General features: G+C 70.4%; 12 protein-coding genes and 1 riboswitch. Of the genes, 9 read left to right on the top strand and 3 right to left on the bottom strand.

Annotation, left to right across the window (positions count from 1 at the left end):
* The first annotated feature begins 71 nt into the window (after positions 1 to 71).
* Positions 72 to 1,319, top strand: coding sequence for a L,D-transpeptidase (locus JK364_RS43170; protein WP_201856919.1), 1,248 nt, complete (start codon positions 72 to 74; stop codon positions 1,317 to 1,319).
* Between the two features lie 22 nt (positions 1,320 to 1,341).
* Here JK364_RS43170 and JK364_RS43165 read toward each other — a convergent pair whose 3' ends face one another.
* Positions 1,342 to 1,743, bottom strand: coding sequence for a hypothetical protein (locus JK364_RS43165; protein WP_201856973.1), 402 nt, complete (start codon positions 1,741 to 1,743; stop codon positions 1,342 to 1,344).
* 211 nt (positions 1,744 to 1,954) lie between these two features.
* Here JK364_RS43165 and ctaE point away from each other — a divergent pair, with 211 nt between their 5' ends.
* The 6 genes from ctaE (at position 1,955) to JK364_RS43135 (ending at position 9,241) form a co-directional block, all read left to right on the top strand.
* A complete protein-coding gene (gene ctaE / locus JK364_RS43160; protein WP_201856918.1) occupies positions 1,955 to 2,575 on the top strand; it encodes an aa3-type cytochrome oxidase subunit III in 621 nt (206 codons plus the stop codon).
* 69 nt (positions 2,576 to 2,644) lie between these two features.
* On the top strand, positions 2,645 to 3,454 hold the full coding sequence (gene qcrC / locus JK364_RS43155) for a cytochrome bc1 complex diheme cytochrome c subunit (protein ID WP_201856917.1): 810 nt from the start codon (positions 2,645 to 2,647) through the stop codon (positions 3,452 to 3,454).
* Positions 3,451 to 4,506 carry a cytochrome bc1 complex Rieske iron-sulfur subunit gene (gene qcrA, locus JK364_RS43150; RefSeq protein WP_201856916.1) on the top strand — a complete coding sequence of 352 codons (1,056 nt, stop codon included), beginning with the start codon at positions 3,451 to 3,453 and terminating at the stop codon, positions 4,504 to 4,506. Before qcrC ends, qcrA begins: the two co-directional genes overlap by 4 nt.
* A complete protein-coding gene (gene qcrB / locus JK364_RS43145) occupies positions 4,503 to 6,140 on the top strand; it encodes a cytochrome bc1 complex cytochrome b subunit (protein ID WP_201856915.1) in 1,638 nt (545 codons plus the stop codon). Before qcrA ends, qcrB begins: the two co-directional genes overlap by 4 nt.
* A gap of 177 nt (positions 6,141 to 6,317) precedes the next feature.
* Positions 6,318 to 7,391: an anthranilate phosphoribosyltransferase gene (gene trpD, locus JK364_RS43140; protein ID WP_201856914.1), complete on the top strand. Its 1,074-nt coding sequence runs from the start codon at positions 6,318 to 6,320 to the stop codon at positions 7,389 to 7,391.
* A gap of 134 nt (positions 7,392 to 7,525) precedes the next feature.
* Positions 7,526 to 7,644, top strand: a riboswitch (SAM riboswitch).
* A gap of 202 nt (positions 7,645 to 7,846) precedes the next feature.
* Positions 7,847 to 9,241 (top strand): aminotransferase class V-fold PLP-dependent enzyme, encoded by a 1,395-nt coding sequence (locus JK364_RS43135; protein ID WP_201856913.1) that lies wholly within the window; start codon positions 7,847 to 7,849, stop codon positions 9,239 to 9,241.
* 464 nt (positions 9,242 to 9,705) lie between these two features.
* Here the strand turns inward: JK364_RS43135 and JK364_RS43130 are convergent, their stop codons facing one another.
* Both JK364_RS43130 and JK364_RS43125 read right to left on the bottom strand, forming a co-directional pair.
* Positions 9,706 to 9,987, bottom strand: coding sequence for an Lrp/AsnC family transcriptional regulator (locus tag JK364_RS43130; protein ID WP_201856912.1), 282 nt, complete (start codon positions 9,985 to 9,987; stop codon positions 9,706 to 9,708).
* A complete protein-coding gene (locus JK364_RS43125; RefSeq protein ID WP_201856911.1) occupies positions 9,984 to 10,718 on the bottom strand; it encodes a rhomboid family intramembrane serine protease in 735 nt (244 codons plus the stop codon). Before JK364_RS43125 ends, JK364_RS43130 begins: the two co-directional genes overlap by 4 nt.
* A gap of 154 nt (positions 10,719 to 10,872) precedes the next feature.
* On the opposite strand from JK364_RS43125, the gene JK364_RS43120 reads away from it, so the two are divergent.
* Positions 10,873 to 11,118, top strand: coding sequence for a hypothetical protein (locus JK364_RS43120; protein ID WP_201856910.1), 246 nt, complete (start codon positions 10,873 to 10,875; stop codon positions 11,116 to 11,118).
* A 17-nt stretch (positions 11,119 to 11,135) separates the two neighbouring features.
* Positions 11,136 to 12,497, top strand: a complete 1,362-nt coding sequence (locus JK364_RS43115; RefSeq protein ID WP_201856909.1) for an NYN domain-containing protein — start codon at positions 11,136 to 11,138, stop codon at positions 12,495 to 12,497.
* Positions 12,498 to 12,609 lie beyond the last annotated feature (112 nt).

The following is a 12,609-nucleotide window of genomic DNA, read 5'->3' as shown; positions in this document are numbered from 1 at the left end:
CCGGGGCCGCCGGTTCACTCCGGTGCCGCACTCCGCGCGCCGTTCCCGGACACCCTTCTTACGTTGGCTCCATGAGCCACACACCTCGATCACTCAGAAGCCGGGCGGTGCTGACCTGCGCCCTGCTGGTGGCGCCGCTGATAGCGGGTCTGAGCGGATGCGGGGGATCCCCCGACCCCCTGTCCGCCAAGCCGTACGACGCCGCCGATCAGATCTCGTTCAGCGGTGACGGCGACGGCCGCAAGGCCAATCCGGACAAGCCGCTCGAAGTGACGGCCAAGGACGACGACAGCCGGATCACGGATGTCACGGCCACCGACGCCGCGGGCCGCTACGTACGGGGTGAGCTGACCGACGACGGCAGGCACTGGCGCAGCACCGTGCCGCTGGCCGCGGGCGCCCACTACACGCTGAAGGTGTCCACAGAGGACGGAGGCGGCGCTCCGGGCCGCCGTACCGTCGACTTCACCACCAGCTCCGCCCACCGGCTGCTGAAGGTCACCTTCGGCCCCAAGGCGGGGGAGTACGGGGTGGGGCAGCCCATCACGGCCAAGCTGAGCCGGCCCGTCAAGGACCCCTCGGCCCGCGCCGTGATCGAGCGCGCCCTGAAGGTGGACGCACGGCCCGCGGTGGAGGGCGTCTGGCACTGGGTGAACAGCCGGAACCTGCACTACCGCCCGCAGGAGTACTGGCCCGCCCACGCCACCATCACGGTCCACTCCAACCTCAAGGGCATCCGGATCGGCGGTGGGCTCTACGGCGGCGAGGCCAAGTCGCTGCGGCTGACCACCGGCGACCGCCTCGAGGCCCTCACCGACTCCGGCACCCACCAGATGACGGTGAAGCGCAACGGGGTGCCGATCCGGACCATTCCGATCACCACCGGTATGCCCGGATTCGACACCCGGAACGGCATCAAGGTCATCCTGGCCAAGGAATCCGCCGTACGGATGACGGGCGCCAGCATCGGCCTCGGCGCGGGCTCCTACGACCTGATGGTCTACTGGGCCGCCCGGGTCACCAAGAGCGGTGAATACGTCCATGCCGCGCCCTGGTCCACCGGTTCGCAGGGCTATGCCAACGTCAGCCACGGCTGCACGGGCATGAGCACGGCGAACGCCCAGTGGTTCTTCAACACCGTGCGCCTGGGCGACATCGTCCAGGTGATGCACAGCAACGGAGACGACATGGCGACATTCGACAACGGCTACGGCGACTGGAACATGGCCTGGGCGGACTGGCGCAAGGGCAGCGCCGTCGCCTCCGGTCAGTCCGACGCCACCCCCGCCGACTCCGCCCGGCTCCGGCCCCAGGTCTGAGCGGACGGTGCGGACGGTGCGGTCAGGCGCCCACGGAGAGCCGCTTGCGGAGCAGCCCGGCCAGCGCGTCCGCCAGGGCCACCGGGTCCACCGGATGCGTGACCGCGGCCTCCGCACGGCTCCAGGTGGCCAGCCAGGCGTCCTGCGGGCGGCCGATGAGCAGCAGCACCGGCGGGCACTGGAAGATCTCGTCCTTGATCTGCCGGCAGACGCCCATCCCGCCCGCGGGCGCCGACTCGCCGTCCAGCACACAGGCGTCGATGCCGCCCTCCTCCAGTGCCGAGAGAACGGCCGGGAGGGTGGCGCACTCCAGGAACTCCACCGGGGGTACATCGGCGGCGGGCCGGCGCCCGGCCGCCAGGCGCACCTGCTCGCGGGTGCTCACGTCATCGCTGTAGACCAGCACCGTCGCGGTGGGCCGCATCATGTCCTCCGGGCGAAGTAAGTGATCTGCCGGGCTCCTGAGGCGGATGCTACTCCCGTACAGCCGTCCGGAGGAGGGGGCGTACGGATCTCTCCCTCCTTCGAGGGACTGTCCGGAACAGCCCCGACGAGCAGGGTCGATGTCCATGACGCGGCCCTTGACACTCCGAACGGGACCCCCGGGAGTGAGCGCTGGATAAGCGACCGACATAATGTCGGTCGTGGCGACAGCAACGACAGTAGAAACCGGGCACGCGCACCCGTCGGTCAACCGGCCGAACCTCACCAGCGTCGGAACCATCATCTGGCTGAGTTCCGAGCTGATGTTCTTCGCGGCCCTCTTCGCGATGTACTTCACCCTGCGATCGGTGACCGGCGCCGAGCACTGGAAGGAAATGGCGTCCTCGCTGAACTTCCCGTTCTCGGCGACGAACACCACGATCCTGGTGCTCTCCTCCCTCACCTGCCAGCTCGGCGTCTTCGCCGCCGAGCGCGGCGACGTGAAGAAGCTGCGCTCCTGGTTCGTGATCACCTTCATCATGGGCGCGATCTTCATCGGCGGTCAGATCTTCGAATACACCGAGCTGGTCAAGAAGGACGGGCTTTCGCTCTCCTCCGACCCCTACGGCTCGGTGTTCTACCTGACCACCGGCTTCCACGGCATGCATGTGACGGGCGGCCTGATCGCCTTCCTGCTTGTCCTGGGCAGGACGTACGCGGCCAAGAGGTTCACCCACCAGCAGGCGACGGCGGCCATCGTCGTGTCCTATTACTGGCACTTCGTCGATGTCGTCTGGATCGGCCTCTTCGCCACGATCTACATGATCAAGTAAGCCGGTCACCGCACCGGAATCACGTCCTTAACAGCATCGACGCAGAAGATCCTGACACCGGGGTAATCCGTGAAAAAGCTCTCCGCACGACGGCGCCATCCGCTGGCTGCGCTCGTCGTCCTACTCTTCGCGCTGGCGGTCACTGGGGGGCTGTACGCCGCGTTTTCGCCGAGCGAGGCGAAGGCCGACGACAGCTCCGCCCAGTCCCTCGCCATCGAGGAGGGCAAGAAGCTCTACGCCGTCGGCTGCGCCAGCTGCCACGGCACGGGCGGTCAGGGGACCTCTGACGGCCCGAGCCTGGTCGGCGTCGGCTCCGCCGCCGTGGACTTCCAGGTCGGCACCGGCCGCATGCCGGCGCAGCAGCCCGGCGCCCAGGTGCCGAAGAAGAAGAAGATCTACTCGGACGCCGAGATCGAGCAGCTCGCGGCGTACATCGCGTCGCTCGGTGCGGGTCCGGTGACGCCCACCAAGAGCGAGTACAGCCCGGACGGCGCGGACGTCGCGAAGGGCGGGGAGCTCTTCCGCACGAACTGCGCGCAGTGCCACAACTTCGCCGGTAAGGGTGGTGCCCTCACCAACGGCAAGTTCGCGCCGGCTCTCGACGGGGTCAGCCCCAAGCATCTCTACGAGGCCATGCAGACCGGCCCGCAGAACATGCCCTCCTTCCCCGACACCGTGATGCCGGAGAAGAACAAGCAGGACATCATCGCCTACCTCGACACGGTCAACAGCGACAAGAGCAAGACCCCCGGGGGTCTTGAGCTCGGCGGGCTCGGCCCGGTGAGCGAGGGTCTGTTCGGCTGGGTCTTCGGCATGGGCGTGATGATCGTCCTCACCATCTGGGTCGCCGCCCGGACCGCAAAGGCCAAGAAGTCATGAGTAGCCACGAGATTTCAGAAGCAGAAGACAAGCTGCCGGAAGCGCGGGGGGCCGAGAGTGCCGTAAGGCCGGCCGAGGACCCGTTCGCCGACCCGGGGCTGCCCCCGCACGAGCACCGTGTGCAGGACATCGACGAGCGGGCCGCGCGGCGGTCCGAGCGCACCGTCGCCCTGCTCTTCACGGTCTCGATGCTGGCCACGATCGCCTTCATCGCCGCGTATGTGGCACTCCCGGTCGACAGGTACATCTACGTCTTCCCGATCGGGCACATCAGCGCGCTGAACTTCGCGCTGGGGCTGACGCTCGGCATCGCGCTGTTCACCATCGGCGCGGGCGCGGTCCACTGGGCCCGCACCCTGATGTCCGATGTGGAGGTCGCCGACGAGCGCCACCCCATCGAGGCCGGCCCCGAGGTCAAGTCGAAGGTCCTCGAGGACTTCGCCACCGGCGCCAAGGAGTCCGGCTTCGGCCGGCGCAAGCTGGCCCGCAACACCCTCTTCGGCGCGCTCGCGCTGGTGCCGCTCTCCGGCATCGTGCTGCTGCGTGACCTCGGTCCGCTGCCGGGCACCAAGCTCCGGCACACCAAGTGGGCCAAGGGCAAGCGGCTGATGAACTACAACACGATGCAGCCGCTGCGCCCCGAGGACATCGCCGTCGGCTCGCTCACCTTCGCCATGCCGGAGGGCATGAGCGAGGAGCAGCACGACTTCCAGACGGAGATCGCCAAGGCCGCCCTGATGCTGGTCCGGCTGCAGCCGGAGAACATCAAGGACAAGCGCGAACTGGACTGGTCGCACGAGGGCATCGTGGCGTTCTCCAAGATCTGCACCCACGTCGGCTGCCCGATCAACCTCTATGAGCAGCAGACCCACCACGTCCTGTGCCCCTGCCACCAGTCGACCTTCGACCTCTCCGACGGTGGCCGAGTGATCTTCGGTCCGGCCGGTCACGCGCTGCCGCAGCTGCGGATCAAGGCCAACGACCAGGGGTACCTCGAAGCCATGGGCGACTTCTCGGAGCCCGTCGGTCCTGCTTACTGGGAGCGCGGATGAGTACTTCAAGCGACACCGCCGCGCAGCGCCGGGGCAAAGCGCCCGCGGGTGAGCGCGTCGCGGACTGGGCCGATGGCCGGCTGGGCATCTACAGCCTGGCCAAGGCCAATATGCGCAAGATCTTCCCGGACCACTGGTCCTTCATGCTGGGCGAGGTCTGCCTCTACAGCTTCATCGTCATCATCCTCACGGGTGTGTACCTGACGCTGTTCTTCCACCCCAGCATGTCGGAGGTCGTCTACGAGGGCCCGTACGTCCCCATGCAGGGCGTGCGGATGTCCGACGCGTTCAAGTCGACCCTCGACATCAGCTTCGAGGTGCGGGGCGGTCTGCTGATCCGGCAGATCCACCACTGGGCCGCGCTGGTCTTCCTCGCCGGCATGTTCACGCACATGATGCGCGTGTTCTTCACCGGTGCGTTCCGCAAGCCGCGTGAGATCAACTGGCTGTTCGGCTTCCTGCTGTTCTTCCTCGGCATGCTGACCGGCTTCACCGGCTACTCGCTCCCCGACGACCTGCTCTCCGGCACCGGTCTGCGGTTCATCGAGGGTGTGTTCCTGTCGATCCCGGTGGTCGGCACCTACATCTCGATGTTCGTCTTCGGCGGCGAGTTCCCCGGCACGGACCTCATCGCGAGGCTCTACCCGGTCCATGTCCTGCTGCTGCCGGGCATCATGCTCGGCCTGCTGGTGGCGCACCTGATCCTGGTCTTCTACCACAAGCACACGCAGTACCCCGGGGCCGGAAAGACCGAGAAGAACGTCGTCGGCATGCCTCTGCTGCCGGTCTACATGGCCAAGGCGGGCGGCTTCTTCTTCCTGGTCTTCGGTGTGATCGCGGTCCTCTCCGCGGTCGCGACCATCAACCCGATCTGGACCATCGGCCCCTACCGGCCCGACCAGGTGTCCACCGGCGCCCAGCCCGACTGGTACATGGGCTTCGCCGAGGGTCTGGTCCGTGTGATGCCCGGCTGGGAGATCAACGCCTGGGGCCACACGCTCGTCCTGGGCGTGTTCATCCCGATCGTGCTCTTCCCGCTGGTCCTGTTCGCGATCGGGCTCTACCCGTTCATCGAGTCCTGGATCACCGGCGACAAGCGTGAGCACCACATCCTGGACCGCCCGCGCAACGCCCCGACCCGTACGGCCTTCGGTGTCGCCTGGCTGACCGCGTACTTCGTGATGCTGATCGGTGGCGGTAACGACCTGTGGGCCACCCACTTCCACCTGTCGATCAACTCGATCACGTGGTTCGTGCGGATCGGCTTCTTCGCCGGCCCGGTCCTGGCGTTCATCGCCACCAAGCGGATCTGCCTCGGCCTCCAGCGGCGCGACAAGGACAAGGTGCTGCACGGCCGGGAGACCGGCATCATCAAGCGGCTGCCGCACGGTGAGTTCATCGAGGTCCACGAGCCGCTCTCGCAGGAGCAGCTGCACACGCTCACCCAGCACGACCAGCCCGAGCCCTACGAGATCGGCCCGGAGGTCGACGAGAACGGGGTCAAGCGGAAGATAAAGCCTTCCCAGAAGCTCCGTTCGAAGCTCTCCAAGGGCTACTACGGCGGGGACAACGTCATTCCGAAGCCGACCCGGGAGGAGCACCACGAGATCACCAGTGGCCACGGCCACCACTGATCTCCCGGCACCCCTTCAGCGACCGGTTTCTTCATACAGCGACGCCACAGACCAGGGCCCCGGCCCGGACCACACGGTCCGGCCGGGGCCCCGGCCGTGCGGCCGATAGGCTTGCGACGGGCCGCTGAAGTGCGCGGACCCCTTCCCTGCCCACCCCCACGGATCCAGGAGCGGACCATGGACGTTGTGACCCCCGCCGGAGGCGACAGCACCGCGACGGCCCGCACCTGGCCGGACGTACTGAGCTCGCTGATCGCCGGCCGGGACCTCGATGCCGACGACACCGCCTGGGCCATGGACCGGATCATGCGGGGCGAGGCCACCGACGCCCAGATCGCCGGGTTCGCGATCGCGCTGCGCGCCAAGGGCGAGACGGTCTCCGAGGTGGCCGGTCTGGTGCGGGCCATGTACGAGCACGCCCGGGTGATCGAGGTGCCCGGGGAGACCGTGGACATCGTGGGCACCGGCGGCGACCGCGCCAGGACCGTCAACATCTCCACCATGTCCGCGCTGGTCGTCGCCGGTACCGGCGCACGGGTGGTCAAGCACGGCAACCGCGCGGCGTCCTCCGCCAGCGGCGCCTCCGATGTGCTGGAGAAGCTCGGCGTCAATCTGGACATCACCCCCGAGCGGGTGGTCGAGGTCGTGGAGGAGGCGGGGATCACCTTCTGCTTCGCGGTGAAGTTCCACCCGTCGCTGCGGCATGTCGCCTCGGCCCGCCGCGAGCTGGGCGTCGCCACCCCGTTCAACCTGCTCGGCCCGCTGACCAACCCGGCGAGGGTCACCTGCCAGGCGACCGGGGTCGCCGACGCCCGTATGGCGCCCATCATCGCCGGGGTGCTGGCCGAGCGCGGCTCCTCCGCGCTGGTCGTCCGGGGCGACGACGGGCTGGACGAGCTCACCGTGACCACGACCTCCCAGGTGTGGGAGGTCCGGGACGGCGCCGTGCGCCAGGAGACGTTCGACCCCCGGGACGTGGGCGTCGAGCGGGCCCCCGTGGAGGCCCTGCGGGGCGCGGACGCCTCGTACAACGCCGATGTCGCCCGCCGGCTGCTGGCGGGCGAGCGGGGCCCGGTCCGGGACGCGGTGCTGCTGAACTCGGCGGCGGCGCTGGTGGCGCTCGAGCGGGAGCCGGGGGACAAGCCCCTGACGGACCGGATCGGGGCGGGTGCGGCGCGGGCCGCCGAGTCGATCGACTCGGGCGCGGCGCGCGACGTCCTGGAACGGTGGGTCCGGGCCACCCACGCCTAGGGGGTCCGGCGGGTCCTGGCCCCGCCGGGTGGTCCGCCGGACACCCTTACGCGGGCCCCTTACGGCGCCCATGTTCTGTCCGGGATGCGGACAGGGCATGGGCGCCGGCGTCTGACATGGCATACTCCTGCCCAGGTCACGAGCGACAGCGACTACGGCCCCGGCCCGCTGTCCGGCAACCCTCCGTCCGTGGCGGGGTGCCCCGGGTGATGACCAGGCCGCCAGGCAGCGAGGCCGGCGGCAAGCGCGGACCCCTCGCACTAGGGGTCCTGGTGGTCGAGGGAGTTCTTCCGTGATGCAGCGAATGCGTTAGGGCCGAGCGGCCCCGTCTCTCCTCATGTGCTCCGCGCGGTGTAGCCGTGCGTCGAGCGATTTTCCGCGCCCTTACGGCCGGCTCGCCGCCGCCGTCTCGGTGCGCGTCACGCATTCCTTCGCCCCCTTCGGGAGACTTCGCCATGTCCGCACGCCCTGCTGCCACCGCCACCGCCACCGCTTCTGCTACCGCTGTCGCCGCCTGTGAACCGCTGCCCGTGCTGGGCGGCGATGTTCTGGTGCCCCTCGTCACCGGGGGCGAGGTGACCTACGCGGCGCTCGACTACGCCGCCAGCGCCCCCGCGCTGCGGCGGGTCTGGGACGACATCGCCGCGTACGCGCCCTACTACGGCAGCGTGCACCGCGGGGCGGGCTACCTCTCGCAGCTGTCCACCGACCTCTTCGAGAACAGCCGTAAGGACGTCGCCGCATTCCTGGGCTGCCGCGAGGACGACCAGGTCGTCTTCACCCGCTCCACCACCGATTCGCTCAACCTCCTGGCCGCCGTGGCACCCCGGGGCACCGAGGTCTTCGTCTTCGAGACCGAGCACCACGCCTCGCTGCTGCCGTGGGAGCAGCGGGAGGACGTCACCGTCCGCTACCTCAGCGCTCCGCGCTCCCCGCGGCAGGCGGTGGAGACGCTGGAGAAGGCGCTCGCGGGGCGCGCTGAGGGCCCGGCGCTGGTGTGCGTGACCGGCGCGTCCAATGTCACCGGTGAGCTGTGGCCGGTGCGGGAGCTGGCCGAGGCCGCGCACGCCCACGGCGCCCGTATCGTCCTGGACGCCGCGCAGCTGGCCCCGCACCATCCCGTGGACATCGCGGAGGCGGACGTCGACTGGGTGGCCTTCTCCGGGCACAAGCTGTACGCGCCCTTCGGGGCCGGGGTGCTGGCCGGGCGGGCGGACTGGCTGCGGGAGGCCCGGCCGTACCTGGCGGGCGGCGGCGCCAGCCGTAAGGTGACGCGCAGGGACGACGGCGGCGTCGACGTCGAGTGGCACACCACCGCCGCCCGGCACGAGGCGGGCTCGCCGAACGTCATCGGCGTCTACGCGATCGCGTCGGCGTGCAAGGCGCTGACCGAGGCCGGTTTCACGGGCCTGGTCGCCCGTGAGCGGCAGCTGATCGAGAAGGTACGGGCGGGGCTGGCCGAGGTGCCCGAGGTGCGGGTGCTCTCGCTGTTCGGCGATGACGCGCCCCGGGTCGGCGTGCTGTCGTTCGTGGTGGAGGGCTGGAACAGCTCCCACTTCGCGGCGGCGCTCTCCGCGGAGTACGGCATCGGCGTACGCGACGGGCTGTTCTGCGCCCATCCGCTGGTCCGCACCCTGCTGGACAGCGAGCCCGACGAGCCGGGCGAGTGCGGCGCGCCCGAGGCCGCGCCGGGGGAGCGGTCGCTGAACGCGATCCGGGTCAGCTTCGGGGCGGGCACCCCGGACGAGCATGTGGAGCGGTTCGTGGGCGCCGTGAAGGAGCTGGTGCGCGACGGCGCCCGGTGGAGCTACCGCACCGAGGACGGCCGCTGCGTCCCGGACCGCGGCTGAGGCCGTCGGGCCCCTGGCCCAGAGGGTTCGGGGGCGCCAGGCCCGCCGGGGTGTCCGGCGGACCCCGCGGCGGAGCCGCATATCGGCGCTTCCCCCACCCCGCCCCTTCCCGAACCATGGGCTCCGCCCCTGGACCCGGGGGCCGATGAGCCGACCGCCGCCGCGATCAGCCGACCGACCAGGGCACCGACCGCGTCACCCGCGAGGCCGCGGTCGAGTGGCCGGCCGGTGAGCAGGGGGCCAGGGTGCCCGCGAGGCGGGGCGGGTGGTGAGGGCGTGTACGCCCGCACCGGCGGGCCGGCCGCGTCGGCGCGGCGAATGACGGGGCGGGCGCCCGCGCGCATCCGGGTTGTCCGGCCGGGGGCTGGGGCGGAGCCCCGGTTTCGGGAAGGGGCGGGGAGGGGAACAGCCCGCCGCAGGCGTCAAGAGCCGCCGGACGACACCCTCCAGCCGTCCACGCCGATTTAGCCGTCCAGGCCGATCGCGAACGCCGCCTCCAGATCGTGCTGCGAGTACGTCCGGAAGGCGATGTGGGTCTCGGTCGAGGCCACCCCGGGCAACTTGCTGATCTGGCCCGTGATGATGTCCGCGAGGTCGTCGTGCCGGGCCACCCGCACCATCGCGATCAGATCGTGCGCGCCGGTGACCGAGTAGACCTCGCTCACACCCTCCAGCGCGGCGATCTTCTCGGCGGTCTCCGGGATCTGGTCCACGCTGGTCTTGATGAGCACGATCGAAGTGATCACGGCTGGCTTTCTCCCTCACTGGGCCTGGCTGCGCCGCCCACTCTAGCCCTCCGCCCGAACCGGGCCCACGCGTAGAGAAAGCCGAGCGTGAAGCCCACGAGATGGGCGAGATAGGCGACGCCGGGGCGGTCGTCGGCCTGCCGGGCGGCCAGCCACTGGAGGGCCACCCAGAAGATCAGCACCGCCCAGGCCGGAAAGCGCAGCGGGAGGAAGAGCAGGAACGGGAAGAGGCTGGTCACCCGGGCCCGGGGAAACAGCCACAGAAAGGCCCCGAGCACCCCGGAGATGGCCCCGGAGGCGCCCACCAGGGACTGGGCCGAGTCGGCGTGCGCGGCGGCGTACCCGAGCAGCGCCAGATAGCCGGTGGCGAGGTAGAAGACGGCGAACTGGAAACGGCCCATCCGCTCCTCGGTCATCGCCCCGAAGACATAGAGGAACAGCATGTTGCCGAGCAGATGCAGCCAGTTGCCGTGGACGAACAGCGCGGTCAGCGGGGCGAGCGGCTGATCGGGGTCGCCGCTCCACAGGGCGCTGGGCACCACCCCCCAGCGCTCGAAGTACGTGGACTGGGCCTCCACCAGCCGCCCGCCCGAGCCATAGCCGGGGTTGAGCCCCGAGGCCGGTCCGAGGACGAAGATCAGGCAGCAGCTGACGATCAGGCCGTACGTCATCCAGGGGCGGCCGGGCCCCGCCATCCAGGGGCGGTGGCGCCCCGACGACGTCTCGATCATGGGCAGATCATTCCGTACCGGGCACAACCTCCACAGAGCGCCTCGCCGCGCTCCGCCGGGTCGTGGGGGGCGGACCGGGCCCGGCGCGGGCCAGGGCTCAGGCCGTAGGGTTACAGGACGCCGCCGACGAGCCGAGAAGCGAGGACCCGCAACCATGGCCGTGCCCCTGCCGACCGCCCAGACCCGCTGGCGTTGCACCCTGTGCGGCAATCTCACCCGGTTCGATGTGACCCGCTCGACCAGAGCCGTGGAGTATGTGCATCTCGACTTGGCGGGGGAACCCAGAGTCGAGGAACGCGAGGTGCTCGGTGAGACCATTGAGTCAGTGCGTTGTCGCTGGTGCAACGCGGTCGACCAGGTCGAACTCGTGGATCGTCCGAGCGCCGGCCAGAGCGCCTGAGAACGGAGCGGTGACAGGTGGTGGAGCGGACCGGTGACCCCGGGGCGGCCGGTGACGCCGAGGGCGTCCCCGAGGCGCTGGACCGCCCCCTGCCGGAAGGGGTGCGACGGCGCGTGGTGGCGCTGGTCGCGGATGCCTTCGGTGGTCTGACGGTCACCGAGCTGCCCACCCAGCTGCGGCAGTACGCCCGTTTCACCCCGACCCGCCGCGCCAAGTTCGCGGGCAACGCGATGGCCGCCGCGGTGGAGAGCGACCCCGTCTTCCGGCAGCGGATCGCGGGACGCCTGCGGGAGACCCAGCGGGAGCTGGCCGAGGCGATCGAGGGCGGTTCGCCGCCCGCCGCGGCCGATCCGGTGGATGTCGCGGCGGTGGCGTATGTGCTGCGCCCGGTGGGCTGGGTCAAGCTGGTCGAGGCGGCGGGCGAGGAGGCCCAGCGGGCCTCCGCCGAGCGGGCCGGTGAGGAGGCGGCGCGCGAACTTCAGCGGCTGCGTGAGGAGCTCGCCGAGGCCAAGACGGCCACCCGGCACGAGACGGAGCGGACGCGCACCGAGCTGGAGTCGGCCCGCAAGGAGAACGACGTGCTCCAGCGCAAGCTGCGCAGCGCGCAGAGCGATGTGAAGCGGGGCGCGGCCGCGCTGCGCAAGATCGAGGCGGAGCTGGACTCCGTACGGTCGGAGGCGGCGGCCCGTCAGGCCACCGCGGACAGCGAGGCACGGCGGCTGCGGGCCCGGCTCGCGGAGGCGGAGTCGGCGCTGGAGGCCAGCCGGCGGGCGGTGCGCGAGGGCCGCAGCGTGGAGGACATGCGGCTGCGGCTGCTGCTGGACACGGTGCTGGACGCGGCGCAGGGGCTGCGGCGCGAACTGGCCCTGCCGCCCGCGTCGATGCGCCCGGCGGACACGGTGGACGCCGTGGAGCCGGGGAAGATGACGCCGAAGGACATAGCGACCAGGGCGCTGTCGGAGATGGATCCGGCGCTGCTGGACCAGCTGCTCGCGCTGCCCCAGGCGCATCTGGTGGTGGACGGCTACAACGTCACCAAGACCGGCTATCCCACGATGCCGTTGGAGAAGCAGCGGCTGCGGCTGCTGGGCGGTCTGGCGGTGCTCGCGGCCCAGACGGGCGCGGAGATGACCTGTGTCTTCGACGGGGCGGAGCTGGCCGCTCCGGTGCTGCTCGCGCCGCCGCGCGGGGTGCGGGTGCTGTTCAGCAAGCCGGGTGTGACGGCCGACGAGTTGATCCGGCAGCTGGTGCGGGCCGAGCCGCCGGGCCGTCCGGTGGTGGTGGTGTCCACCGACCGCGAGGTGGCCGACGGGGTGGCACGCGCCGGAGCGCGCCCCGTGGCATCGGCGTTGCTGCTGAAGCGGCTTGCCCGTTCCTGAGCCGTCATGGCCCGAATCGTCCCTCCCCGTGCCCCGGTTGCCCCGTTTCTCCGCTCCACGGCTGAGGTGCCCGAATCACTTCGAATGGCTTCACAAGTCTGACCCGGGGCAC

The organism is Streptomyces endocoffeicus (assembly GCF_016741935.1).
Classification (GTDB): Bacteria; Actinomycetota; Actinomycetes; order Streptomycetales; family Streptomycetaceae; genus Streptomyces; species Streptomyces endocoffeicus.
This window is presented reverse-complemented; position numbering and strand designations above follow the sequence as displayed.